Raw genomic sequence first — 24,576 nt, 5'->3', positions numbered from 1 at the left:
AAAAAATAGTCTTGTATTTCAGGTGGTTACGCGAGTGCTGGATGGAGGTGTGCACCTGTCTGCAGCATGCCCGCACCCTGTTGGTGCGGCTCAGTAGAGCAATGCAACCAGCAGTAGCAGGTTGAGCAGCAGTGCCAGCATTGCAATGCTGCGCCAGAGCGTCAAAGGATCGCGCTCGATCAACGGGCGAGGGGTGTCGATGGATGAATGCTCGGCACGCTGCAGATCCAGCAGCCATTCTTCGCAGGTCTGGTAGCGGCGCTCGGGGTTCGGGTCGATGGCTCGCAGCAAGGAGCGTGACAACCAGTCAGGCAGATCCGGTCGGTAGCGCCCGGGGGGCTTGGGCAGGCCGAAGCGGGGGCGCTGGAAGGGCTCTATGTCGCCATGCGGGAAGTGTCCGACCAGCAGCCGGTACAGGGTTACGCCGAGGGCGTGGATGTCCTGCTGTGGCTGTGGTTCGACGCCGCTATATTGCTCAGGCGCATGGTAGCCGGGGGTGCCGGGCAGGCCGCCGGAATCAACCGGCGACAGACCGGGACAGAAGGCCAGACCAAAGTCCAGCAGGCGCAGTACGCCGTCCTCTCCCAGATGCAGGTTTTCCGGTTTCAGGTCTCGATGCAGCAGGTTGCGGCGGTGCAGATGCGCAACGGCGCTAATCAGCGGCGGCGCCAGTTGCCGGAATTCGGCAAGCGACCAGAGTCCTTGCCTGGCCATGCGCTCGGCCAGTGTGCAGCCGGCATACTCGCGCTGAACAAAGTACAGGTGCTGGCGGTCGGGAAGAGTGGCCAGTTCCGGCACGGTCGGCCCCTGAACCCGGCGCATGAACCACTCTTCAAGCAGCAGTGCCCGGGCGGCACTGGTGTCGCCGGCCAGCGCTGGCGGCAATGTCTTCAGTAGCCACCGCACGCCCTCGGCATCGCTGACCCGGTAGATCAGTGACTGCCTGGACTGGTGCATTAGGTGCAGAACCCCCCAGCCTTCGAACACGTGTCCTTCGCGCAATGCCGGTGCTACCGGGAGTTGCGCGGCCTGCAGGGTGGCGTCATCGGCCAGCGTCTGCGGTACTTGTTCGACCTGCACCAGCAAGGCACTCAGATTATCGTCACTGCCGGCCTGCAGGGCTTCGTCAAGCAGTGTCTGGCAGCAGCCACTGACTGGGTGTGTGGTTAGCAGCTGTCTGATCCGGCTGTCAGGCAGCCAGCCCCAGACTCCGTCGCTGAGTAGCAGCAGGCGGTCATTGGTGGCCAGCTCCAGGCATTGATAATCGGCCAGCGGCTGTTCATCCAGCCCCAGTGCCCGTTTCAGCACATGACGCATGCCTGCCTGTTGCCAGACGTGCTCGCTGGTGAGTCGCTGCAACTGCCCTTCGCGCAGCAGATAGGCCCGGCAGTCGCCAATATGGGTCAGCCAGACGTGCCGGCCGCGCAGCACCAGTGCTGTGAGGGTCGTCAGCAGTGATTGACCGTGGGCCTGGCTGCGCAGCCAGCGGTTATGTGCCGCCAGCAGGCGGTCCATGGCCTGTTGTGGTGTCCAGGTTTCCGGGGTGGCGTAGTAATCCATCGCCAGCGCCTGCAGGGTCGAGCGTGCCGCCAGACCACCATCGGCACACTGGCTTACGCCGTCGGCAATCGCCAGTAAATGCCCCTTGCTGGCCGCCAGCCAGGGCGCCGGAGTAACCACCCGTATGGCGTCCTGGTTATCAGGTCGACGGCCGGTGCTGCTGGCTTCATCGATGGTCAGTTGCAGGGGCATGTTCAGACGCGCGCCGAGGTCATGGCAGCCGACCCCCAGGTGGTACGCCAGCGCTGTTTGACGCTGCCAAGGCCGAACAGTGCGAGCAGGCCGAGCAGGGCAAACAGCCAGAGCCCCAACTGATAGTCACCGGTCTGCTGCTTGATGGTGCCAAGGCCGGCGGCCAGCAGAAAGCCGCCAATCCCGCCAGCCATACCGATCAGGCCGGTCATTACTCCGATTTCCTGGCGAAAGCGTTGCGGCACCAACTGGAATACCGACCCATTGCCGGTGCCCAGCGCCAGCATGGCGGCAACAAACAGGGTTAGTGCCAGCACCGGGCTGGGCAGGTTGAAGCCGACCAGGGCAATGCACAGGGCAGCAATACAGTACATCCATAGCAGCGAGCGGATGCCGCCAATACGGTCGGCCAAGGCACCACCCAGCGGGCGCATCACGCTGCCGGCCAGTACGCAGGCGGCAGTGTAGTAACCGGCCATCACCGGATCCAGGGCGTACTGGTCGCTGAAGTAGCCGGGAAGGGCGCTGGCCAGTCCGATAAAACCGCCGAAGGTGATGCTGTAAAAAAACATGAACCACCAGCTGTCACGGTCATTCAGGGCTGTCAGATAGTCACGTGGCGATTTTGGCTTGGCACGCTGTGGTGCATTGCGTGCCAGCAGGATGAAAATCAGCAGGGTCGCGACCAGGGGTATCAGCGCCAGCCCGAAGACATTTTGCCAGCCAAACAGGTAAGCCAGTCCCGGCGCGAACAGTGCTGCCAGTACCGTGCCTGAATTACCGGCACCGGCAATACCCATCGCCTTGCCCTGGTGTTCCGGCGGATACCATTGCGAGGCCAATGGCAGCGACACCGCAAAGGCAGCACCGGCAAAGCCCAGCCCCAAGCCCAGCAGCAAGGTGTGCTGATAGCTGTTGATGCCCAGTTGCCAGGCCAGCAGCAGGGTCACAATAACTATTAGCTGGCCAATAATGCCGGCGGTTTTCGGGGACAGCAGATCAGCAACAAAGCCCATCAGCAGACGCAGGATGGCACCGGCGAGGATCGGTGTGGCGACCATCATGCCCCGTTCCTGTGCAGTCAGGTCCAGATCGGTGGCAATCTGCACCGCAAGAGGGCCAAGCACGTACCAAACCATAAAGCTGAGATCAAAGTAGAGAAAGGCGGCAAACAGGGTGGGCGTGTGCCCGGCTTTCCAGAAACTGGAGGACATGGCGGGGTTCCTTGAGCGTTTTCGATAAACGAGCAGTCGAACTGCCGGATTTTTGCAGCCACCAACGGGAAGGCTGCAGCCGGTCAGACTCAAGGGCGTTTGCAAGGGGCGTGCCGGGAGTGCGCTTTCAGCGCACGATCAGCACCGAACGTTTCGACTGCTGCACCACGCGCATGGCGTTGGTGCCGATCAGAAATTCCTCGATTTTCTTGCGTTTGTGCGAGGCCATGACGATCAGGTCGGCATCGATCTTGTTGGAAATGCGCAGGATCGCCTCCCAGGGTTTGCCGTCAGCGACAATCCGCTGCACCTTGATGTCCTTTGGCACGTTGTCGCGCACAAAGGTCTTCATACCTTCGCTGATCTCTTTCTTTACCCGTTCGGCAAACTCCTTGGGGAAGAAGCCGCCGACCAGCGGCATGCCGAAGTTCGGCAGTACCGTCAGCAGGTGTAGCGAGGCGCCGTGGTCCTGGCACAGTTGCAGGGCGGCGGGCAGGGCCTTGTTCCACGATGCCTTGTGGTTCAGGTCAATCGGCAGCAGGATGCGCTGGTACATGGCAACTCCTCTTCAGCGGGTGACGTGACGGCGCGCGCGCCGGCGCACTGCCTGCAGGCCAACTACCAGCGCCAGCAGGGCAAAGCCCGGTATCCACATCCATTCCTTGGCCCAGCGGTCGACCGGGGCCATCACTGCAACGATGTGCTGGTCAAACTGGAAGCCCAGGTCGGCGGCCAGGCTGCCGAAGGCGACCATGTCGACCAGCATCCGCTCGCCATCCTCAATCAGCTCCAGCCCCAGATTGTCCAGCCGCTGCGGGCCATCGGCGCCATCCGGGACCGGCACCAGCAGGAAGAAACTGCGCGGGTTGCCGACCTCGTCCTCGCCATCCACCTGCATGCGCAGGTAGCTGTCCTGCTCGACCTGCCCCAGCACCTCGACCAGCTGGGTGGGCGGGATCGACTGGTAGGGATCATGCAGGCGGTCCATCCAGAAGCCGGGGCGGAACAGGGTGAAGGCCACCAGCAGCAACAGCAGGCTTTCGTACCAGCGGCTGCGTAGCAGCAGCCAGCCCTGGGTGGCGGCGGCGAAGATCAGCATGGCGATGGTGGCCACCACGAATACCAGCAGGCCGTGCCAGAAATCCACATTGATCAGCAGCAGGTCGGTATTGAAGATAAACAGGAACGGCAGGGCGGCGGTGCGCAGGCTGTAGTAGAACGCCTGGAAGCCGGTGCGGATAGGGTCGCCGCCGGAGACCGCAGCAGCGGCAAAGGAAGCCAGGCCAACCGGTGGGGTGACATCGGCCATGATGCCGAAATAGAACACGAACAGGTGCACGGCAATCAGCGGCACTATCAGGCCGTTCTGCTGACCAAGGGCGACAATCACCGGTGCCAGCAGCGCCGATACCACAATGTAGTTGGCGGTGGTCGGCAGGCCCATGCCGAGAATCAGGCTGAGTACGGCGGTCAGCACCAGCATCAGCAGCAGGTTGCCCATCGACAGCATTTCCACCAGATCGGCCAGCACCAGGCCAACGCCGGTCTGCGATACGGCGCCGACAATGATGCCGGCGGTGGCGGTGGCAATGCCTATCCCTATCATGTTGCGCGCGCCGGCCACCAGCCCTTGCCAGAGGTCGTCCAGACCACGCAGCAGCTGTGCCGGGATATCGGACTGGCCGCGCAGCAGGGCGCTGATCGGCCGCTGGGTAAGCATGATCACCATCATCAGCACGGTGGCCCAGAAGGCCGACAGGCCGGGCGACAGCCGCTCGACCATCAGGCACCAGACCAGCACCACCACCGGCAACAGGAAATGCAGACCGGAGAGCAGGGTGGGTCGGGTCTGCGGCAGACTGAGCACCGGCGAGTCCGGGTCATCCAGTTCCAGTTCCGGCTGGCTGGCGCCAATCTTCAGCAGCGCCAGATAGACCACCAGCAGTGCAGCGCCAACCACCCATCCGGCGCTGGCGCCGAGCAGTGGCTTGAGCCAGCCAAGCCCGTAGTACACGGCAAACGACAGCGCCATCAGCAGGATCAGGCCAGTCAGGAAACCGATCAGTTTGCGCAGCAGTGGACGCGGCGGGTTGCTGCTCTGCAGACCCTGCATGCCGGCCTTGAGCGCCTCCAGATGAACGATGTAGATCAGCGCGATATAGGAAATCAGCGCTGGCAGAAAGGCGTGCCTGATCACCTCGACATAGCTGATGCCGACATACTCGACCATCAGGAAGGCTGCAGCGCCCATCACCGGCGGCATGATCTGGCCATTCACCGAGGACGCCACCTCGACCGCGCCGGCCTTTTCGGCGGAAAAGCCGACCCGTTTCATCATCGGAATGGTGAAGGTGCCGGTGGTCACTGTGTTGGCGATCGACGAGCCGGAAATCAGTCCGGTCATCCCCGAGGCCACCACGGCGGCCTTGGCCGGGCCGCCCCGGTAATGTCCGAGCAGCGAAAAGGCGACCTTGATGAAATAGTTGCCGGCGCCGGCCTTGTCCAGCAGCGAACCGAACAGCACAAACAGGAACACGAAACTGGTGGAGACGCCGAGGGCGATGCCGAACACCCCCTGGGTGGTCAGCCACTGGTGGCTGGTCAGGGCATTCAGGCTGACGCCACGGTGCGCCAGAATGCCTGGCATCCAGGGGCCGGCCAGCGAGTACACCAGAAACACCAGTGCCACCAGCATCAGCGGTGGGCCAAGGGCGCGGCGGGTGGCTTCCAGCAACAGCAGCAGACCGGCAATGGCCACCGCTATGTCAAGGCTGGTCGGGGTGCCCGGTCGCTGGGCCAGCTCGGCATAGAACAGATACAGGTAGCCGGCGCAGAAGGCCCCACCCAGGGCCAGCAGCCAGTCGGCCAACGGGATGCGATCACGCGGCGAGCGACGGAATGCCGGGTAGGCCATAAAGCCGAGAAACACCGCGAAGGCCAGATGGATGGAGCGTGCCTCGCTGCTGTGAAATACCCCAAAGCCGAGCATGAACGGCAGGGGTGACGCTATCCACAGCTGGAACAGTGACCAGAGCGCGGCTATCCCTACCAGCAGCTTGCCGGGAAAGCCGGCTGGCCGCCTGGCGCCGGTGTCGCTGCTGGCGACCAGGTCTTCCAGTTCGCTGTCGAGCGGGTCACGGCTGTCCCCTGGGCTGCTCATTGTGGCCCCTTGATGCCTGACGCTGAAGACCGGCCCCATGACGAGGCCGGTGTGGGAGGGAGTCTGTCGGGCCGGATTACTCTATCCAGCCACGCTCCCGGTAGTAGCGCTGGGCGCCATCATGCAGCGGAATCGACAAGCCTTCACTGATCATCTGCTCTTCCTTCAGTGTGGCAAAGGCCGGGTGCAGACGCTTGAAGCGCTCGAAGTTGTCGAATACCGCCTTCACTGTCTGGTAGGCCGCCTCCTCGCTGGTGGCGGTGGAGGACACCAGGGTGGCGCGCATGCCGAAGGTCTCGACGTCCTGGTCATTGCCGCGGTAGATGCCACCGGGGATCACCGCCTTGGTGTAGTAAGGATAGGTTTCGATCAGCTGGTCGATGGCCGGGCCGCTGACCGAGACCACTACCGAATCCACTGTGGTAGTGGCTTCCTGGATTGAGCCATTCGGATGGCCGACCACATAGACCATGGCGTCGATGTTGTTGTCGCCGAGGGCTGAAGCCTGTTCGGCGGCGCCCAGCTCGGAAGCCATGGCAAAGTCGCCGCGACTCCAGCCCAGCGCGTTCATCACCACATCCATGGTGTCGCGTTGGCCGGAGCCGGGGTTGCCGATGTTTACCCGTTTGCCCTTGAGGTCTTCAACGGTGCGGATATTGGCATCACGCCGGGCCACCACGGTGAGTGGCTCGCCATGCAGGGCGAATAGCGCGCGCAACTCACCGTAGGCGCCGTTGGCCTCGAAGTTCTCGATGCCCTGGAACGCCTTGTACTGGATATCCGATTGCACGATGCCCATGTTGAAGTCGCCGCTGCGGATGCCGTTGACGTTGGCCACCGAGCCGCCACTGGATGGCGCGTTGCAGCGGATGCCGTGCTCGTTGCTGTTGCGATTGAGCAGCCGGCAGACCGACTGGCCGACCACGTAGTACACGCCAGTCTGGCCGCCGGTGCCGATGGTCAGAAAGCTCTGCTGGGCAACGGCCGGGGTGGCGATCAGCGAGGCAGCGCCAAGGGCGGCGGAAAACAGCAGGGCAAGCGGGGTTGCTTTCATTGTTCAAGGACTCCTTGCAGGTGGCAGATTCAAGGCAGTAAATCTGCCTGAATTGCATCGTTCAGGGCCGCGCGCGGCCTGAAATAGCCGTGCCGGACAAGTCCGGCACGCATGGGTACACCTAAAGAAAATAGTCGCTGATGGCGTTCAGGGCAAACCTGCAATGCTCAGACCGGTGGCCAGCCGCCCATTTCCTGCCAGCGATTGACGATGCCGCAGAACAGTTCGGCGGTCTTTTCGGTGTCGTAACGCGCCGAATGCGCTTCGCGGCCATCAAACTCGATACCGGCGGCCGAGCAGGCCTTGGCCAGTACCGTCTGACCGTAGGCCAGGCCGGCCAGGGTCGCGGTATCGAAGCAGGAGAACGGGTGGAAGGGGTTGCGCTTGATCTGCGTGCGTTCGACTGCCGCATTGACGAAGCCCAGGTCGAAAAAGGCATTGTGCCCGACCAGTACCGCGCGCTTGCAGCCGGCAGACTTCACTGCCTTGCGCACATGCTTGAAAATCTCGCCGATGGCTTCCTGCTCGCTGACCGCCATGCGCAACGGGTGGTTCAGGCGGATGCCGGTGAAGTCCAGTGCGGCCTGCTCGATATTGGCCCCCTCGAACGGTTCGACCCGGAAGAACCAGGTCTGGTCGGGATAGACGAAGCCCTGCTCATCCATGGCGATGGTGGTGGCGGCAATTTCCAGCAGGGCGTCGGTGGCGGCATTGAAGCCGCCGGTCTCGACGTCCACCACGACTGGCAGAAAACCGCGAAAACGGTAGGCCATCGGCGGTTTATGGCCCTTGTGCAGGGGCTCATCGTGCTGGTCAATATCGTCGTCGTAGTCAAATTCGCTCACGGGCGATCCTTGTATCAGATGGCTGGCCTACTGAACCCGCCAGTGGATAGTCTCTCCAGCGCGCAAGGGTACCACCACATGCTCGCCCAGCGGCAGGTGATCCGGCACCTGCCAGCCATCGCGCAGCAGGGTGATCTGGTCAGTGTTGCGCGGCAGGCCGTAAAAATCCGGGCCGTTGAAGCTGGCAAAGGCCTCCAGTTTGTCGAGTACGCCAAGCTCGTCGAACACCTCGGCATACAGTTCGATGGCGGCGTGCGCGCTGTAGCAGCCGGCACAGCCGCAAGCGGCTTCCTTGGCATGGCGGGCGTGCGGCGCCGAGTCGGTGCCAAGGAAAAACTTTGTCGAGCCGGATACCACCGCATCGCGCAGGGCCTGCTGGTGGCGGCTGCGCTTGAGAATCGGCAGGCAGTAAAAGTGCGGGCGCACTCCACCCACCAACAGGTGGTTGCGGTTGTACATCAGGTGCTGCGGGGTGATGGTGGCGCCGATCTGCTTGCCGCTACTGCGCACGAAATCCACCGCATCGGCGGTGGTGATGTGCTCGAACACTACCTTCAGGGTCGGGAAGCGTTCGACCACCCGGACCAGTTGCTGGTCGATAAAGGCCTTCTCGCGGTCGAAGATATCCACCTCGGCATGTGTCACCTCGCCATGCACCAGCAGCGGCATGCCGACCTCGGCCATCGCCTCCAGTGCCGGAAAGATGTTGTCCAGCGCGGTGACGCCGGATTGCGAGTTGGTGGTGGCGCCGGCCGGATACAGCTTGGCGGCAATCGCCTGACCCTGACGCCAGGCGCTGCGGATGATCTCGGGCGTGGTCTGGTCGGTGAGGTACAGCACCATCAACGGCTGAAAGCGGTTGCCAGCGGGGCGGGCAGCCAGTATTCGTGCCTTGTAGGCATCGGCCTGGGCGCCGTCGCGTACCGGGGGCACCAGATTGGGCATGACAATGGCTCGGGCGAACACCCGGCTGGCGTCGGCCACGGTATGCGGCAGCAGATCGGCATCGCGCAGGTGAATGTGCCAGTCGTCGGGACGGGTCAGAACAAGACGGTCGGTCATGGGAGTCTTCCGGGCAGGGACAATAGCGCCAATGCTACCGTAAACGACGCTGAAGTGCCGCTCTGGCATGCCGGCGGTTTGTGGAAGATGGCTAATACAGGGCAGGCAGGCCCTAAAGTTTTATCCGGATTGGCCGATTCAGGCTGAGACGGCTCCGTGGCCTGCAGTCGCGGAGAACAGATGGTCAACGACGAAACGGTGGACTCCAAGTGCGGGCAAAACCCTTCCTGATCGGATTGCTGCTGACTGGGCTGTCGCTGGTGCTGCCGGCACAGGCGGTCACCTTTCAGACGCGTATGGAAAACGTCAGCTGGGACGTTACGGGTGACCAGTTCGAGTGTCGTCTGAGTCAGACCATTGAAGGTTACGGCGAAGCGGTATTTGTACGCCGTGCCGGTGAGCGCCCAACCTTTCGTCTGAATGCCCTGCACAACCCCATGAGCCCGGGGCAGGCACAGGTCTGGAATGAGGCCCCGTTATGGCGTCCGGGCACCAACGCGCAACTGGTCGGTCAGGCGCAGGTGCGAGAGGGTTCTTTGGTGATGACGTTGCCGGAGCAGCCGACCGCCCGCCTGCTGGCCGGGTTGTCTGCCGGATTGCTGCCGACCGTGCAGCGGTCCAGTTGGGGTAATGCGCAAGAGCCGGTTCGCGTAGTGGTTTCCAGTGTCGGTTATAACGACGCCTGGGAGCGCTTTCGTAGCTGCTTTGCCGGTTTGCTGCCGATGAATTTCGATCAGGTCTCCAACAGTGTGATCAGCTTTGCCAGCGGTGGCAGCCAGTTAACCGGCGAGGCGCGCACTGTGCTGGATGCGGTGCTGGCCTACTTCAAGGCCGATGATCAGATCAAGGGCATCCAGCTGGATGGGCATTCGGACAATCAGGGCAACCGGCTGGATAACCGCGAACTGTCGCGCCAGCGCGCTCTGGCCGTGCAGAGTTATCTGGTTGAGCGGGGTGTCCCCGAGGACCTGTTTACCATCCGTTTTCACGGGGAACGCTATCCGGTCGCCAACAACCGCACGGCGGACGGACGGGCGCAGAATCGCCGGGTAGGTTTGCGACTTGATCGGGAGTAACCGCCCGGCCCTGTGAATTGCCGGTGCCGGGCGTTAGAATGTGCGCTTTGACCGCCGCCACGAGCGCGGCGGATGTCATCTACCTAGGGAGCGCGCAATGTCTGACGTAAAGAAAGTCGTTCTGGCCTATTCCGGCGGTCTGGACACCTCGGTGATCCTCAAGTGGCTGGAGGATACCTACCAGTGCGAGGTGGTGACCTTCACCGCCGACCTGGGGCAGGGCGAGGAGCTGGAGCCGGCGCGCGCCAAGGCCCAGCAACTGGGCGTCAAGGAAATCTATATCGAAGATCTGCGCGAAGAGTTCGTGCGCGATTTCGTGTTCCCGATGTTCCGTGCCAACACTGTGTATGAGGGCGAGTACCTGCTGGGTACCTCGATTGCCCGCCCGCTGATCGCCAAGCGCCTGATTGAAATTGCCAATGAAACCGGCGCCGACGCCATCTCCCATGGCGCTACCGGCAAGGGCAACGACCAGGTACGTTTCGAGCTGGGCGCCTATGCGCTGAAGCCGGGTGTGAAGGTGATTGCGCCCTGGCGTGAATGGGATCTGCTGTCGCGCGAGAAGCTGATGGATTATGCCGAGAAGCACAACATCCCGATCGAGCGTCACGGCAAGAAGAAGTCCCCCTATTCGATGGACGCCAACCTGCTGCACATCTCCTACGAGGGCGGCGTGCTGGAGGATACCTGGACCGAGCACGAAGAGGATATGTGGCGCTGGACCAAGTCGCCGGAAGACGCGCCCAACACCCCGACCTATATCGAACTGAGCTACCAGAATGGCGATATCGTCGCCATCGATGGCAAGCCGATGAGTCCGGCCACCGTGCTGGCCTGGCTGAACAAGGTTGGCGGCGAGAACGGTATTGGCCGTCTGGACATCGTCGAGAACCGGTTTGTCGGCATGAAGTCGCGTGGCTGCTACGAAACCCCCGGCGGCACCATCATGCTCAAGGCGCACCGGGCCATCGAGTCGATCACTCTCGATCGCGAGGTGGCGCACCTGAAGGACAGCCTGATGCCGAAGTACGCCGAGCTGATCTACAACGGCTTCTGGTGGAGCCCGGAGCGGGTCATGCTGCAGCAGATGATCGATGCCTCGCAGCTGAATGTGAACGGCGTGGTGCGTCTGAAGCTGTACAAGGGTAATGTCATCGTGGTTGGCCGCAAGTCCGACGATTCGCTGTTCGACGCCAACATCGCCACCTTCGAGGACGATGCCGGCGCCTACGATCAGGCTGATGCGGCAGGTTTCATCAAGCTGAACGCCCTGCGCATGCGCATCGCTGCCGGCAAGGGACGCAAGCTGCTGTAACCACCGTAAAAACCGCTGAAGGTCTGAGGCCGAAAGGTGGCATCCTGTGCAATATGACAGGCTGCCTTCCGGCCTTCAGCTTTCAGCCCTCCGAAGGAGGCGTTATGCGTATTCTGCATACCATGCTGCGGGTCGGTGATCTGGAAAAGTCCATTGCCTTCTACACTGAAGTCATGGGCATGACCCTGCTGCGGCGCAAGGATTATCCCGAAGGCCGCTTTACCCTGGCCTTTGTCGGTTACGGCAACGAAGCCGATCAGGCAGTGCTGGAGCTGACCCACAACTGGGATACCGCGCACTACGAGCTGGGTACTGGCTACGGCCATATCGCTATCGAGGTGCAGGATGTGCGGCTGGCCTGCGAACAGATCCGCGCCTCCGGTGGCAAGGTGGTGCGCGAGCCTGGTCCGATGAAGCACGGCACGCGCATGCTGGCGTTTGTTGAGGACCCTGACGGTTATCGCATCGAATTGCTCGGCAGTTGACGGTTTACCGTTGCCGGTCAGCGGGGAGGGAGAATGCTCTGGGCGCTGTTGCTGATAGTGCTGGCGGTAACCTTCATCACTACCCTGATGCTCTGGCATCGTGGCCGTCGTGAACGGGTCTTGCGCCGGCGGATGGCTATCGAGCATATCCGCCTGCTGCGCCGGTTGATCGAACATCTGCAACAGCATCGCGGGCTTACCTATGGCATCGGCAGCGGCGAGCACGGGCTTGAAAGCCGGCGCTGGGCTGTGCGCCAGCAGTTGCACAGCTTGTTCGACGAGGCAAGCGGACTGGCATGGGGCCTGGTGTCCCCGGATGACTGGCTGATTCTGCTGGGTGACTGGGAGGCGCTGCGCGAGACCTGTGATGAAGGGCAGCCTGATGCGGTGATGCAGCAACACTGCCAGCTGGTTGCCCGGCTGATTCGCCATGTCGCAGAAATGGCCAGACGCTACGATCTGGTCGATCAGGGACGCCTTCTTGCCCCGCCCAGCGGACTCTGGCTGAACATGCTGGAAAATACCGAGTTGATGGGGCAGGCGCGTGCTTTGGGAACGGCGTTTGCCGCCAGGCGGGTTAAAGAGACGGTTATTCGAGAGAGTCTGCAGCAGTTGTATCAATCCATCAGCCAGCAGGCCTATCTGCCTCTGGCTGCAGTGGATTCTGACCCTCAACTGGCCGGCTTGCTCAGTGGCAAGGTACAGATTGCCGAAGAAGCGCTGGATCGCTACCTGGAGTCGATCGAACGGCTGTTATCCGGCCAGATGCAGCGTGATGAGGGCGGAACGGCCTATTACCTGGGCGCCACCGAGGCAATAGGCGCGCATATGCTGCTGGTTGATCTTCTGCTCGAGCACCTGCGTCAGCAACCCTGAGGGTTACTGGCTGATACCCCGGATCTGCCGCGCCATGTCGGCCGCATACAGGTCTGTCATCCCGGCAATAAAATCTATCACCCGCAAATAACTGGCATACAGGCTCCAGTCGGCCTGGGGTGCATTGTTGGCCAGCAGGTCAAGGATGCGCCGGTGCTTGAAGCTCAGGTGCTTACCGGCATGCAGGCCGTTAACCGCCCCGCAGAAGGCATCCAGCAACACCTCGAGGGTGCTGTAGGCGCCGATCTCGTGCAGGGTCTTGCGCTTGTCCTGGAAAATTCGCTGGCGTGCCAGCTGCTTGGCCTGCTCTACGCAGGCCGCGGCGGTCGGCTGCATGTGGCTGACCAGATCACCCTGCAGGGTGCCGGCCAGCAGTGCCGGTTGTTGCTGGATAAAGGCCGCGGCGGCAGCATTCACCAGGTGCTCGATGGCCTTGCCGCGCAGAATGGCCAGCTTGCGCCGGGTCGAGTCCTGCGGGCCCAGCTGGCGATAGGTTTCCGGCAGGTCGTCGCCGACCAGATCAAGCAGCAGGCGTTCGACTTCGTCGTAGCGCAGCAGCTCCATTTCCAGGCCGTCTTCCAGATCGATCAGCCCGTAGCAGATGTCATCCGCCGCCTCGACCAGATACACCAGCGGATGCCGGCCCCAGCGCTGCTGACCCTGGGCCGGCAATTGCAGCTTGTCGGCAATCTGCGCCAGCAATGGCGCTTCGGCCTGGTAGCAGCCGAACTTGTGCGCCTTGCCACCGTCGGCGGCGGCATGCCGGGCGGTCCACGGGTACTTGAGGAAGGCGCCGAGGGTGGCGTAGGTCAGGCGCATGCCGCCGTCAAAGCGGTGATACTCCAGCTGGGTCAGAACCCGGAAGCCCTGGGCGTTGCCCTCGAAGTTCAGGAAATCGTCGCGCTCGGCATCGCTGAGTGGATCCAGCAGGCCGCGTCCGGCGGCCTGGCGGAACCAGTGGCGGATGGCATCCTCGCCGGAGTGGCCGTAGGGCGGATTGCCGATATCGTGGGCCAGACAGGCGGCCTGTACGATAACGCCCATGTCGGCCGGCTCGCTCCAGGCCGGCAGGGTGCCGCGCAGCAGCTCGGCGACACGCATGCCCAGTGAGCGGCCGACACAGCTGACCTCAAGGCTGTGGGTCAGGCGCGTGTGGATATGGTCATTGCTGGATACCGGGTGGACCTGGGTTTTCTTGCCGAGGCGACGGAATGCATCGGAGAAAATCACCCGGTCATGGTCCTTGTGAAAGGGCGTACGGCCCAGTTCGTCGCTGCTGGCGACCGGTTTGCCCAGTCGCTCGCGGCACAGCAGTGTTTCCCAATCCATGCAGTTCTCCCTCGATAGTGAGCCGAGTATGTGGCAGCTGCCCGGCACTGACAATGCTGCGCCCGGGCAAAGCGGGTACAATGGTGCTCTTTTGTCGAGGTACTCTGCGCATGTCATCTCTGCCCCCGTTGACCCTCTACGGCACCCTGGCCTGCCACCTGTGCGACGCCGCCCTGCAGGTGCTGCAACCCCTGCTGGCGGATGGCTTGCAGGTGCAGGAAGTGGATATCAGTGAGGATGCGCAGCTGCTGGAGCGCTACCAGTTGCGCATCCCGGTGTTGCGTCGCATGGATACCGGTGCCGAACTGGATTTCCCCTTCGATCTGCCGGCGCTGATGGATTGGCTGGCGGATTGTTTGCAGGAGGGTGCCTGAGATGGCCATGAAGGTTATGCCGTTCTGGCAGCGCAAGGCGCTGGATCAGCTGAGCAACGAGGAGTGGGAGTCGCTCTGTGACGGTTGCGGGTTGTGCTGCCTGCAGAAGCTCGAGGATGCCGACGATGCCAGTTCGATCTATTACACGCGGATTGCCTGCCGGCTGCTGGATCGCCAGACCTGCCGTTGCAGCAATTATCCGCAGCGGCGTGATTTTGTGCCTGATTGCATCCGCCTGACACCCGCCGAGGCCCGTGAATTCGCCTGGCTGCCTCCCACCTGTGGCTATCGGCTGGTGGCCGAGGGCAAGGATCTGCCACCCTGGCACCCGCTGGTCTGCGGTGATCCGGAGGCGGTGCACGCCGCCGGCATTTCCCAGCGCGGTCAGATGCTGGCGGAGGAGGCGGTGGATCCGGATGACTGGGAAGATCACATTATCTTCCGCGTCGGCTGATACCCGGTTACAGCGGTTGCCTGTGCAAACAGCGGGTATTTCCCTAGAATCAAACCCCTTTGTAGATCGCTGGCCACAAGGATTGCAGTGTTTGCCCAGTTGTCAGTGCCCGGTTCCGGACACGCCGCAAGTACATCCCTGTAGGCTCGCGCCCAGCCATCCCTGGCTGGGCACGGTCCGCAACCGGGCACTGACAACCGGGCTTGATGCTCTGCTGCATTGGTCAGCTTCTCTTATAAACCCCACCGGAGGCCCCATGGACCGTTTTATCGAGATGCTGCGCAATATCAGTCCCGAGGTGTATCAGAGCCTCAAGCAGGCGGTGGAGCTGGGCAAATGGCCGGATGGCCGCAAGCTCAGCCGTGAGCAGAAAGCCATGTGCCTGCAGGCGATGATTGCCTGGGAGGCGGACAACCTGCCGGAGGAGCAGCGTACCGGCTATATGGGCAAGGCCGAGTGTGCCTCGAAGAGCCAGCCTGACCCGGCTGCAGAACTCTACCACCCGGCCAACGGCAGTCTGCACTGATGGCTGTACTGAGCGGCAGCGTCAGCAAGCTGGTGGGTGAGCTGGATGCCCCGGTGCGCTACAGCCTGCCGATCGGTGATCAGTACCTGTCGCTGAACGACTGTCTGGGCAAGACCCTGCGCTTGCAGGCGCTGGGTGACATCCATTGCACGCATTGCGGGCGCCGCACCAAAAAGAGCTTCAATCAGGGCTATTGCTACCCCTGCTTCAGCAAGCTGGCGCAGTGCGACAGCTGCATCATGAGCCCGGAGAAATGCCATTACGAGCAGGGTACCTGCCGTGAACCGGGCTGGGGCGAGCAGTTCTGCATGACCGATCATATTGTCTATCTGGCCAACTCCTCCGGGCTCAAGGTCGGCATTACCCGGGCGACCCAGGTGCCGACGCGCTGGATCGATCAGGGTGCCAGTCAGGCATTGCCGATTCTGCGTGTCGCCACCCGTCAGCAATCCGGGCTGGTCGAGGACCTGCTGCGTCAGCAGGTGGCGGACAAGACCAACTGGCGGGCCTTGCTCAAGGGTGAGCCGGCGCCGCTGAATATGCTGGCCGAGCGCGATCGCCTGCTGGACAACGCCGAAGCGGGCATCGTTGCCCTGCAACAACGCTTCGGCCTGCAGGCCATCCAGTTGCTGGGTAACGCCGAGCCGCTGGAGATCCGTTATCCGGTACTGGAGTATGCCGCCAGGCCGCAGTCGGCCAACCTGGACAAGGAACCACTGCTGGAAGGCACGCTGCTGGGCATCAAGGGCCAGTATCTGCTGCTCGATACCGCTGTCATCAATATTCGCAAGTACACGGCCTACAGTGTGTCGGTCAGTGTCAGCTGAGGAACCACCATGTGTACTGAACAACCGAAGACCATCTACCTCAAGGATTACCAGCAGCCGGACTACTGGATCGATGAGACCCACCTGACCTTCGAGCTGTTCGAGGACCATGCGCTGGTGCATAGCCGGCTAATGCTGCGCCTGAATTCGGACGTTATGGATTCCCGCCTTCGCGGGAATGACGTGGATATGAGCGGGGATGCCGGTGGCGTGTCAGGTCATGGCCGCGTCGTCATCCCCGGCGCAGGCCGGGGATCCAGTCCGCTGCCGCCGCTGGTACTGGACGGTCAGCAGGTGCAGTTGTTGAGCGTTGCGCTGGATGACCAGCCGCTGGCCGAAGGCGACTATCGGGTGGATGCCCATAGTCTGACCCTGCACCCGAGCAGCGCACAGTTCGAGCTGGCCATCAGCACCCGTATCGAGCCGCAGAACAACACGGCGCTGGAGGGGCTGTACAAGTCTGGCGGCATGTTCTGCACCCAGTGCGAGGCCGAGGGCTTTCGCAAGATCACCTATTATCTGGATCGCCCGGATGTGATGAGCCGCTTTACCACCACGCTGATTGCTGACAAGGGTGACTATCCGGTACTGCTGTCCAACGGCAACCTGATCGCCTCCGGTGAGCATGAGGCGGGTCGCCACTGGGCAACCTGGGAAGACCCGTTCCCCAAACCGGCTTATCTGTTCGCCCTGGTCGCCGGTGATCTGGTGCTGATCCAGGACAGTTTCACCACCATGAGCGGGCGCACGATCGACCTGCGCATCTATGTCGAGTCGGAGAACCGCGAACAGTGCGGGCATGCGATGGACAGCCTGAAACGCTCGATGCGCTGGGACGAGGAGGTCTATGGTCGCGAATATGACCTGGACATCTTTATGATCGTTGCGGTCAACGACTTCAATATGGGTGCCATGGAGAACAAGGGGTTGAATATCTTCAACTCCAGTTGCGTACTGGCCCACCCGGATACCGCCACCGATCTTGCCTTCCAGCGGGTCGAGGCGGTGGTTGCGCATGAATACTTCCACAACTGGTCGGGCAACCGCGTCACCTGCCGTGACTGGTTCCAGTTGTCGCTGAAGGAAGGCTTCACCGTGTTCCGCGATGCCGAGTTCAGCGCCGACATGAACTCGCGCACGGTCAAGCGCATAGAGGATGTAACCTTCCTGCGGGCCAACCAGTTCGCCGAGGATGCCGGCCCGATGGCCCACCCGGTGCGCCCGGATTCCTTTATCGAAATTTCCAACTTCTACACCCTGACGGTCTACGAGAAGGGTGCCGAAGTGGTGCGCATGCTGCACACCCTGTGTGGGGCCGAGGGTTTTCGCAAGGGCACCGACCTGTACTTTGAGCGGCACGACGGTCAGGCAGTCACCTGTGATGATTTCATCAAGGCGCTGGAAGAGGCCAATGGCCTGGATTTCACCCAGTTCAAGCGCTGGTACAGTCAGGCTGGCACCCCGCGGCTGGAGGTTCACGGTCATTGGGATGCGGCCAGCGGGCAGTTCAGCCTGCTGTGCAGACAAAGCTGCCCGGCGACGCCGGGGCAGAGCGAAAAGCTGCCCTTTGTGATTCCGCTGCGTATGGCGCTACTGGACAGTCAGGGCCGTGAAATGCCACTGCAACTGCTGGGCGAGACAGTTTCGCGCGGCAGTGAGACGGTACTGGCGGTGACCGAGGCCGAGCAGGTGTTCACCTTTGCCGGTCTTGCCGAGGAGCCACTGCCCTCGCTGCTGCGCGGCTTTTCTGCACCGGTCAAGCTGAGCTACCCCTACAGTCGCGATGACCGGGTGTTTCTGGCCATGCATGACCCCGATGGCTTCAACCGCTGGGAAGCCTGTCAGGCGCTGGCGGTGGATGTGATGCAGGGACTGGTGCAGATTCAACAGGCTGGTCGACCGCTGTTGCCGGACCAGCGACTGATCGAGGTCTATCGCAGCCTGCTGGCGGATGACAGTCTGGACCCGGCGATGGTCGCCGAGATGCTGCGTCTGCCATCCGAAGCCTATCTGGTCGAGCTGGCCGAGGTGGCGGATATCGACGCGATTCACCAGGTTCGTGAGGGGCTGCGCCGGGCGCTGGCCGAGGCGCTGCGGGCAGACATGCTGCGAGTCTGGCGACGTTTGCAGATTGCCGTGGCCGGCCCGTTCAGCGCCAGTGCCGAGGCGGTGGCACGGCGTAGCCTGAAGAATACCCTGCTGGGCTATCTGATGCTGGATGCTGCCGATGACATGCTGGCCGCTTGTGTGCGCCAGTTTGTCGAGGCCGACAACATGACCGATCGCCAGGCGGCGCTGGTGGCGTTGGTCAATTCGCCCTTCGAGGAGCAGAAGCAGGCGGCGCTGGCGCAGTTCGCCGAGCGTTGGCAGGGCTATCCGCTGGTGATGGACCAGTGGTTCAGCGTACAGGCCTGCTGTTCGCTGCCCGGCGCACTGGAGCGGGTCGAGGCACTGATGGCGCATCCGGCGTTCAATCTGCGTAACCCGAACAAGGTGCGTGCGCTGATCGGTGCCTTTGCCAACCAGAATCTGATCGGTTTCCACCGTGGCGATGGTGCCGGCTATCGATTCCTCGCCGAGCGCATCATCGAGCTGAATACGCTGAATCCGCAGATTGCCTCGCGCCTGTGTACACCGCTGACCCGCTGGCGCAAGTTCGATACAGCGCGCCAGCCGCTGATGCGCGAACAGCTACAACGCATCATGGTGCTGGAGGGTTTGTCGCCGGATGTGTACGAGGTGGTCAGCAAGTCGCTGGAGTGAGTAATGCGTATTTGCCTGATGGTGTGCCGTACAGAAGGTTGAATCAGGATTCGTTTTTTCAGCTCCAAAGTCTGTTCATCGCATGGCAGACGATGCTGTCAACGGCTGGTTATCACTCGAATGATTAACAAAAGATAACGGCGGCCCGTTGGCAGCATTGTCAAAACCCCGTTAGTATTGGGCAGTCTGCGTGCCGCCCGGCAGCCCCCTGCGGGGTGTGTGCGGCGCAACAACACGTATCTCCTGCAACCTGCAGGATACCTATAAGAATAAGGGGGAAAGGTGTATGCGCGAGCCCACTGAGCGGCACGCTCCATCCTTGGCTCAGTCAAGCCTGTCATGCAAGCCATGTAACGGACGTATTTCGACACTCTCACGTCGACTCATCACAACGCTGGGCCTGGCCACTTCGCTGGCCTGTCTGCCTGCTGCTGTGGTTCAGGCTCAAGGCCTCAATGTCGATGTCGAGCCTGCAATGATGTCGCCGCTGTCCAGCCGCACGCTGCTGCTGGATGTAGCCAAAGTCGGCGAGCGACTGGTTGCCGTTGGCACCCGTGGCCATATCGTGTTGTCTGACGACAACGGCAAAACCTGGACCCAGTCCCCCTCACCGGTGCGCCAGATACTGACTTCAGTGTATTTCGTTGACGAAAAGCACGGTTGGGCGGTAGGTCACGATTCGCTGATCCTGCATAGCAATAATGGTGGTCAGAGCTGGGTTATTCAGTATCGCGACCCGACCCTGGATGATCCCGAAGAAGTCGAAGAACTGCTTGAGCGTCCGTTGATGGATGTCTGGTTCCGTGATGCCAGTACCGGCTTTGCCGTGGGTGCCTATGGTTTGATGCTGCGTACCGATGATGGCGGCGAAACCTGGGATGACGTCTCTTTCGACGTTGATAACCCGGATGGATTCCACTACAGCGCGCTGGCGGCTATCCCTCGTACCGGCCTGTTCCTGGTTGGCGAGATGGGCACCATGTACCGCTCCGCTGATTTCGGCGACAGCTGGGAAACCATTGAAGACCTGCCCTATGACGGCTCCCTGTTCGGTGTAACCGGCACCAGCCGTGCCGGCGAGGTATTTGCCTGGGGTCTGCGTGGCAATATGTTCCGTTCGACTGATTTCGGCGACAGCTGGGAGCAGGTCGAGCTCAATACACCCGGCAATGGCCCGCTTGAGGCTACCCTGTCCGGTGGACACTATTCGCCTGATGGCCGCCTGGTGGTGGTCGGACTGGGTGGCGCCGTGGCGGTGAGCAATGATGCTGGCCGCAGCTTCGAAGTGGTCGTACGCAGCGACCGGCAAGCGCTGGCCAATGCCAAGCCGCTGGCAGATGGCAGCCTGCTGCTGCTCGGTCAGCGTGGAGCCCAGCGTGCTGACGCCCAGGGCCTGCCCGCAGCCAACTGACAACAATACCAAGCGCCAGGAGAAACTGGATGTCCAAGCATCATCAGGAAACCGCGCCATTCGTCGAGCGGTTGATTTTTACCAACAGAAGTTTCGTGCTGCTGTTGTTCTCCCTGCTGACCCTGTTTTTTGCCTACCAGGCGGCCCAGGTCAAGCCGGATACCAGCTTCGAGAAGATGATTCCTCTCAAGCACCCCTATATCGTCAACATGATCGAGCACCAGGATGACCTGGCCAACCTCGGCAACTCCATTCGTATTGCGGTGGCCATCAAGGATGGCGATATTTTCTCCACCGAGTACATGGAAGCGCTGAAAAAGATCAACGACGAAGTGTTCTTCCTGCCCGGCGTTGACCGCTCCAACATGCGCTCGCTGTGGACGCCCAACGTGCGCTGGACGGCGGTAACGGAATACGGTTTCGATGGTGGCCCTGTGGCCAACCAGCCTTCCTATGTCACCGAAGACCAGCTGGAAGAGCTGCGTGAGAACGTACTCAAGTCTGGTGAAATCGGTCGACTGGTGGCTAACAACTTCAAGTCGTCGATCATTGAAGTGCCGCTGCAGGAAACCTATCCGAATCCGGAAAACCAGAGCGAGCAGATCCGGCTCGACTACGGCGAATTCTCGCGTCTGCTGGAAGCAAAAATCCGCGATGAGTTCCAGACGGACAACATCAGCATCCATATCGTCGGTTTTGCCAAGAAGGTCGGTGACCTGATCGAAGGTATCATCAAGGTAGTGCTGTTCTTCGGTGGCGCGCTGCTGATCACCTTTGTCCTGCTGCTGTTGTTTACCCGCTGCCTGAAGAGTTCGCTGACCACTCTGGTGTGCTCGGTGATTGCGGTGGTTTGGCAGTTGGGCCTGCTGCGCACCATGGGCTTTGGTCTGGATCCCTACTCGATCCTGGTGCCCTTCCTGGTATTCGCCATCGGTATCTCGCACGGCGTACAGATCATCAACGCCATGGCCGTTGAGGCGATCACCGCACATGATGCCAACAGCGCTGCCCGGCGCGCCTTCCGCTCGCTGTACATTCCGGGCATCGTGGCGCTGGTATCGGATGCCGTGGGCTTCATGACCCTGCTGCTGATCGAGATCGAGGTAATCCGCGAGCTCGGTATTGCTGCCTCGGTGGGTGTGGGTGTGATCATCCTGACCAACCTGATCCTGCTGCCGATCCTGATGTCCTATATCGGTATCAGTCGCCGTGCGATCGAGCGCAAGCGCGAGCAGTCTTCGCGTCCACAGACCACCTGGTTGCTGGTGTCCAAGTTTGCCCATCCGACCGTGGCGCCGATTTCCGTGGTGCTGGCCATTCTGGCCTTCGCCTTCGGTATCTGGCACGGCCAGAAGGTGCAGATCGGTGACCTTGATCCGGGTGCGCCGGAGTTGCGTGCTGACTCCCGTTACAACCTGGACAATGATTTCATCATCAGCAATTACTCGACCAGTTCCGATGTGCTGGTAGTGATGGTCAAAACGCCGAGCGAGATGTGCTCTGCCCACGAAACCATGGATACCATCGATCAGCTGGAATGGAAGATGGTTAACGTGGAGGGTGTGCAGTCGGCCGTGTCGCTGGTGACCGTCGCCAAACAGGTCATCATGGGCAACAACGAGGGCAACCTGAAGTGGCAGGGCCTGTCGCGTAACCAGGACAACCTGAACAACGCGATCAGCCGTGCACCGTCCGGCATGTTCAACTCGGACTGCTCGCTGGCCCCGGTTATGGTGTTCCTCAACGACCACAAGGCAGACACCCTCAAGCGTGCTACCGACGCAGTTGAAGAGTTTGCTGCCCAATACAACACCGAGACCATGGAGTTCAAGCTGGCTGCCGGTAATGCCGGTATCGAAGCGGCAACCAACGTGGTGATTGAGAAGTCGCAGACCAAGATGTTGCTGACCGTGTATGCGGTGGTGATATTGATGTGTCTGGTTACTTTCCGCTCAATCCGTGCGGTGCTCTGTATCATCATCCCGCTGGCGCTGACGTCGGTCCTGGCCAACGCGCTGATGGCGTTCCTCGGTATTGGCGTCAAGGTGGCAACCCTGCCGGTAATCGCGCTGGGTGTGGGTATCGGTGTTGACTATGGCATCTATATCTACAGTCGACTGGAGACCTACTTGCGTCAGGGCCTGCCGCTGCAGGAAGCCTACTATGAAACCCTGAAGACCACCGGTAAGGCGGTAACCTTCACCGGCTTCACCCTGGCAATCGGCGTGGCGACCTGGATCTTCTCGGCCATCAAGTTCCAGGCTGACATGGGTATCCTGCTGACCTTCATGTTCCTCTGGAACATGTTTGGAGCCCTGTGGCTGCTGCCAGCCCTGGCGCGTTTCCTGATTCGTCCGGAAAAACTGCGTCAGTAAGGTTGTAGTCCAGTAAAAAGGCCGCCTGAGCAATCAGGCGGCCTTTTTTAGTTGCAAGCGGCAAGCGGCAGGCAACAAGTTAGAGAGAGGCGTAGCTAGAGAGAGAGGCGGAGTCCGCTGGCTTGGGCGGTCAGCAGCGTCATGCTGTCCCAGGCGTCGCCGGGTTGCTGGCCCTTGATCTGTTCGTCGGCCTGCTGAGCCAGTTGCAGCCAGTTTTCCCAGTATTCAGCCGGGTGTCTGGCCAGAGCCTTGGCGAGCAGTGGCTTGCGCTTGTCCCATATTGGCGGGCGCTGGCTGGAGAATACCCGCTCCTGCGGGATGCCGCGGGAGAGCTCGTGGGCCATTGCTGCGAGGCTACGCAGTTCCCGGCCCAATGCCCAAAGCACGACCGGTGCCGCCACGCCTTCGCTGCGAAGCCCCTGAAGAATGCGCAGGGCATGTGCCGGCTGACCCTGTAGCAGGGCATCTATCAGGTTGAATACGTCAAAGCGGGCGCTGTCGGCTACCTGCTGGGTAACAGCTTCGAGTTCAAGCACATTGCTGGTGCTGAACAGTCGCAGCTTTTCGATTTCTTGTGCCGCAGCCAGCAGGTTGCCCTCGACCCGGTTCACCAGCAGCTCTATCACCTCGGGTGAGGCCTGTAACCCCGCACTGCCCAGCCGGTTGCGTATCCATTCAGGCAGTTGACTGGCATCAACCGGCCATATCTGCACAAAACGGCTGCATTGATGCTCGATCAGGCTCTTGGCCCACTTGGTTTTCTGGGTGCTGGCGTCCAGTTTGGGCAGGTTGATCAGCAGGTAGGTGTCCTGCGGCGGCTGCTCAAGCCATTCCAGCAGGGCGCGGTTACCCTGGTCGCCGGGTTTTCCTGAAGGTATACGCAGCTCGATAAGTCGCTGCGAGGCAAACAAGGACAGGCTGTGGCCCGCGCTGTGCAGTCGGCCCCAATCAAAATGCTGGTCAACGTCATATACTTCGCGTTCCTCGCAACCGGCCTTGCGGCAGGCTGCGCGGATGCTGTCGCTGGCTTCGGCGCACAACAGCGGCTCATCGCCACTGACTATCCAGACTGGCGCCAGAGGTTGTTCCAACTGGCGCTGTAACTGGTTCTGCGCGGTCTTCATGGCCTAGCGGCTGGCTTCGGCGTCACGCTGACGGCGTTGCAGTTCCTGCTCATCCAGGCGTGACAAGCGCAGGTTAAGCTGCTGCAGCAGGTCGTTACGCATTTCCCGGCGCAACATCTGCTCTTCCTCGTCTACCGCAGTGAAGTTGTTGCCATCAACCAGCAGTATGCGTTGGACCGACAGCTGGTCGGGGCCGAGCAGCACGTCGCCCTGAGTGTTTGACAGGGCGTAGCGCACCACCAGTTCCAGCTCGCGCTCGGTCGTGCTGTTGCGGTTGGCCCGTGCCAGGGTACGGCTGTTCCAGCGTTCCTCGATCAACTGCAGATGCCAGGGCGCTGCACTACCAAGCTGTACGCCGTCGTTGCGCAGACGTTCACGCAGCTGCTCGGCCAGTTCGCTATGGCTATCCTGGCTGACTACGTGGAGTTGCCGGAGATTGACCTCGTTGACCGCAGTGCCCCGCAACTGAAAGCCGCAGCCGGCAATTGCCAGGCTCAGACCCAGGGCAGCAATGGCTGGCAGTTGACGCAGTCTGGTGGTTGTCATGGATCCTT

General features: G+C 61.5%; 21 protein-coding genes. 11 read left to right on the top strand and 10 right to left on the bottom strand.

The genetic code is table 11. The features are described 5' to 3' along the window. Positions 1-90: 90 nt before the first annotated feature. The 7 genes from BMZ23_RS11735 to pyrC form a co-directional block, all read right to left on the bottom strand. On the bottom strand, positions 91-1,752 hold the full coding sequence (locus tag BMZ23_RS11735; protein ID WP_093477462.1) for a bifunctional protein-serine/threonine kinase/phosphatase: 1,662 nt from the start codon (positions 1,750-1,752) through the stop codon (positions 91-93). Between the two features lie 2 nt (positions 1,753-1,754). Beyond that, on the bottom strand, positions 1,755-2,966 hold the full coding sequence (locus BMZ23_RS11730; RefSeq protein ID WP_093477460.1) for an MFS transporter: 1,212 nt from the start codon (positions 2,964-2,966) through the stop codon (positions 1,755-1,757). Between the two features lie 127 nt (positions 2,967-3,093). After that, on the bottom strand, positions 3,094-3,522 hold the full coding sequence (locus BMZ23_RS11725) for a universal stress protein (RefSeq protein WP_093477457.1): 429 nt from the start codon (positions 3,520-3,522) through the stop codon (positions 3,094-3,096). Positions 3,523-3,534: 12 nt separating this feature from the next. Next, positions 3,535-6,126 carry a TRAP transporter permease gene (locus tag BMZ23_RS11720; RefSeq protein ID WP_093477449.1) on the bottom strand — a complete coding sequence of 864 codons (2,592 nt, stop codon included), beginning with the start codon at positions 6,124-6,126 and terminating at the stop codon, positions 3,535-3,537. A gap of 76 nt (positions 6,127-6,202) precedes the next feature. Next, positions 6,203-7,180, bottom strand: coding sequence for a TAXI family TRAP transporter solute-binding subunit (locus tag BMZ23_RS11715; protein WP_093477434.1), 978 nt, complete (start codon positions 7,178-7,180; stop codon positions 6,203-6,205). A 167-nt stretch (positions 7,181-7,347) separates the two neighbouring features. Continuing rightward, complete coding sequence (rnt, locus tag BMZ23_RS11710) at positions 7,348-7,953, bottom strand: ribonuclease T (RefSeq protein WP_425431694.1); 606 nt, start codon at positions 7,951-7,953, stop codon at positions 7,348-7,350. Positions 7,954-8,052: 99 nt separating this feature from the next. Then, positions 8,053-9,087: a dihydroorotase gene (gene pyrC, locus BMZ23_RS11705; protein ID WP_093477422.1), complete on the bottom strand. Its 1,035-nt coding sequence runs from the start codon at positions 9,085-9,087 to the stop codon at positions 8,053-8,055. A gap of 209 nt (positions 9,088-9,296) precedes the next feature. On the opposite strand from pyrC, the gene BMZ23_RS11700 reads away from it, so the two are divergent. The 4 genes from BMZ23_RS11700 to BMZ23_RS11685 all read left to right on the top strand — a co-directional run bounded on the left by BMZ23_RS11700 (position 9,297) and on the right by BMZ23_RS11685 (position 12,839). Beyond that, positions 9,297-10,163, top strand: a complete 867-nt coding sequence (locus tag BMZ23_RS11700; RefSeq protein WP_093477401.1) for a flagellar protein MotY — start codon at positions 9,297-9,299, stop codon at positions 10,161-10,163. A gap of 97 nt (positions 10,164-10,260) precedes the next feature. After that, entirely contained in the window at positions 10,261-11,478 is a 1,218-nt protein-coding gene (locus tag BMZ23_RS11695; protein WP_093477378.1) for an argininosuccinate synthase, read from the top strand. A 104-nt stretch (positions 11,479-11,582) separates the two neighbouring features. Continuing rightward, complete coding sequence (gloA, locus tag BMZ23_RS11690; protein WP_093477375.1) at positions 11,583-11,963, top strand: lactoylglutathione lyase; 381 nt, start codon at positions 11,583-11,585, stop codon at positions 11,961-11,963. A 33-nt stretch (positions 11,964-11,996) separates the two neighbouring features. Further along, entirely contained in the window at positions 11,997-12,839 is an 843-nt protein-coding gene (locus BMZ23_RS11685; protein ID WP_093477373.1) for a nitrate- and nitrite sensing domain-containing protein, read from the top strand. A gap of 3 nt (positions 12,840-12,842) precedes the next feature. Here BMZ23_RS11685 and BMZ23_RS11680 read toward each other — a convergent pair whose 3' ends face one another. Then, on the bottom strand, positions 12,843-14,168 hold the full coding sequence (locus BMZ23_RS11680) for a deoxyguanosinetriphosphate triphosphohydrolase (RefSeq protein WP_093477371.1): 1,326 nt from the start codon (positions 14,166-14,168) through the stop codon (positions 12,843-12,845). A gap of 110 nt (positions 14,169-14,278) precedes the next feature. Here BMZ23_RS11680 and BMZ23_RS11675 point away from each other — a divergent pair, with 110 nt between their 5' ends. From BMZ23_RS11675 to BMZ23_RS11645, 7 genes are all read left to right on the top strand, one after another. Beyond that, positions 14,279-14,542 carry a glutaredoxin family protein gene (locus tag BMZ23_RS11675; protein WP_425431692.1) on the top strand — a complete coding sequence of 88 codons (264 nt, stop codon included), beginning with the start codon at positions 14,279-14,281 and terminating at the stop codon, positions 14,540-14,542. Position 14,543: 1 nt separating this feature from the next. Then, on the top strand, positions 14,544-14,996 hold the full coding sequence (locus BMZ23_RS11670; RefSeq protein ID WP_093477368.1) for a YcgN family cysteine cluster protein: 453 nt from the start codon (positions 14,544-14,546) through the stop codon (positions 14,994-14,996). A gap of 256 nt (positions 14,997-15,252) precedes the next feature. Further along, positions 15,253-15,522, top strand: coding sequence for a YeaC family protein (locus BMZ23_RS11665; protein ID WP_093477355.1), 270 nt, complete (start codon positions 15,253-15,255; stop codon positions 15,520-15,522). Further along, positions 15,522-16,349: a DUF2797 domain-containing protein gene (locus tag BMZ23_RS11660; RefSeq protein WP_093477352.1), complete on the top strand. Its 828-nt coding sequence runs from the start codon at positions 15,522-15,524 to the stop codon at positions 16,347-16,349. Before BMZ23_RS11665 ends, BMZ23_RS11660 begins: the two co-directional genes overlap by 1 nt. A gap of 9 nt (positions 16,350-16,358) precedes the next feature. After that, a complete protein-coding gene (gene pepN / locus BMZ23_RS11655) occupies positions 16,359-19,112 on the top strand; it encodes an aminopeptidase N (RefSeq protein ID WP_093477350.1) in 2,754 nt (917 codons plus the stop codon). Positions 19,113-19,587: 475 nt separating this feature from the next. Further along, complete coding sequence (locus tag BMZ23_RS11650; RefSeq protein WP_245748208.1) at positions 19,588-20,523, top strand: WD40/YVTN/BNR-like repeat-containing protein; 936 nt, start codon at positions 19,588-19,590, stop codon at positions 20,521-20,523. A gap of 29 nt (positions 20,524-20,552) precedes the next feature. After that, a complete protein-coding gene (locus tag BMZ23_RS11645) occupies positions 20,553-22,898 on the top strand; it encodes an efflux RND transporter permease subunit (RefSeq protein ID WP_093477346.1) in 2,346 nt (781 codons plus the stop codon). A 95-nt stretch (positions 22,899-22,993) separates the two neighbouring features. On the opposite strand, the gene holA is transcribed toward BMZ23_RS11645, so the two are convergent. Both holA and BMZ23_RS11635 read right to left on the bottom strand, forming a co-directional pair. Further along, on the bottom strand, positions 22,994-24,022 hold the full coding sequence (gene holA / locus BMZ23_RS11640) for a DNA polymerase III subunit delta (RefSeq protein ID WP_093477344.1): 1,029 nt from the start codon (positions 24,020-24,022) through the stop codon (positions 22,994-22,996). 3 nt (positions 24,023-24,025) lie between these two features. Then, entirely contained in the window at positions 24,026-24,568 is a 543-nt protein-coding gene (locus tag BMZ23_RS11635; protein ID WP_093477341.1) for an LPS-assembly lipoprotein LptE, read from the bottom strand. Between the last annotated feature and the right edge of the window lie 8 nt (positions 24,569-24,576).

The organism is Halopseudomonas yangmingensis, assembly GCF_900114825.1.
Classification (GTDB): Bacteria; Pseudomonadota; Gammaproteobacteria; order Pseudomonadales; family Pseudomonadaceae; genus Halopseudomonas; species Halopseudomonas yangmingensis.
This window is presented reverse-complemented; position numbering and strand designations above follow the sequence as displayed.

Bases quoted from the DNA above. Each gene is read 5' to 3' on its own strand.
- BMZ23_RS11660 (WP_093477352.1), top strand. From the start codon at position 15,522: ATGGCTGTACTGAGCGGCAGCGTCAGCAAGCTGGTGGGTGAGCTGGAT.
- BMZ23_RS11680 (WP_093477371.1), bottom strand. From the start codon at position 14,168: ATGGATTGGGAAACACTGCTGTGCCGCGAGCGACTGGGCAAACCGGTC.
- BMZ23_RS11635 (WP_093477341.1), bottom strand. From the start codon at position 24,568: ATGACAACCACCAGACTGCGTCAACTGCCAGCCATTGCTGCCCTGGGT.
- BMZ23_RS11725 (WP_093477457.1), bottom strand. From the start codon at position 3,522: ATGTACCAGCGCATCCTGCTGCCGATTGACCTGAACCACAAGGCATCG.
- gloA (WP_093477375.1), top strand. From the start codon at position 11,583: ATGCGTATTCTGCATACCATGCTGCGGGTCGGTGATCTGGAAAAGTCC.
- BMZ23_RS11665 (WP_093477355.1), top strand. From the start codon at position 15,253: ATGGACCGTTTTATCGAGATGCTGCGCAATATCAGTCCCGAGGTGTAT.
- pyrC (WP_093477422.1), bottom strand. From the start codon at position 9,087: ATGACCGACCGTCTTGTTCTGACCCGTCCCGACGACTGGCACATTCAC.
- BMZ23_RS11685 (WP_093477373.1), top strand. From the start codon at position 11,997: ATGCTCTGGGCGCTGTTGCTGATAGTGCTGGCGGTAACCTTCATCACT.
- BMZ23_RS11715 (WP_093477434.1), bottom strand. From the start codon at position 7,180: ATGAAAGCAACCCCGCTTGCCCTGCTGTTTTCCGCCGCCCTTGGCGCT.
- BMZ23_RS11650 (WP_245748208.1), top strand. From the start codon at position 19,588: ATGATGTCGCCGCTGTCCAGCCGCACGCTGCTGCTGGATGTAGCCAAA.
- BMZ23_RS11645 (WP_093477346.1), top strand. From the start codon at position 20,553: ATGTCCAAGCATCATCAGGAAACCGCGCCATTCGTCGAGCGGTTGATT.
- BMZ23_RS11675 (WP_425431692.1), top strand. From the start codon at position 14,279: ATGTCATCTCTGCCCCCGTTGACCCTCTACGGCACCCTGGCCTGCCAC.
- rnt (WP_425431694.1), bottom strand. From the start codon at position 7,953: ATGGCCTACCGTTTTCGCGGTTTTCTGCCAGTCGTGGTGGACGTCGAG.
- BMZ23_RS11730 (WP_093477460.1), bottom strand. From the start codon at position 2,966: ATGTCCTCCAGTTTCTGGAAAGCCGGGCACACGCCCACCCTGTTTGCC.
- holA (WP_093477344.1), bottom strand. From the start codon at position 24,022: ATGAAGACCGCGCAGAACCAGTTACAGCGCCAGTTGGAACAACCTCTG.
- BMZ23_RS11735 (WP_093477462.1), bottom strand. From the start codon at position 1,752: ATGCCCCTGCAACTGACCATCGATGAAGCCAGCAGCACCGGCCGTCGA.
- pepN (WP_093477350.1), top strand. From the start codon at position 16,359: ATGTGTACTGAACAACCGAAGACCATCTACCTCAAGGATTACCAGCAG.
- BMZ23_RS11720 (WP_093477449.1), bottom strand. From the start codon at position 6,126: ATGAGCAGCCCAGGGGACAGCCGTGACCCGCTCGACAGCGAACTGGAA.
- BMZ23_RS11670 (WP_093477368.1), top strand. From the start codon at position 14,544: ATGGCCATGAAGGTTATGCCGTTCTGGCAGCGCAAGGCGCTGGATCAG.
- BMZ23_RS11695 (WP_093477378.1), top strand. From the start codon at position 10,261: ATGTCTGACGTAAAGAAAGTCGTTCTGGCCTATTCCGGCGGTCTGGAC.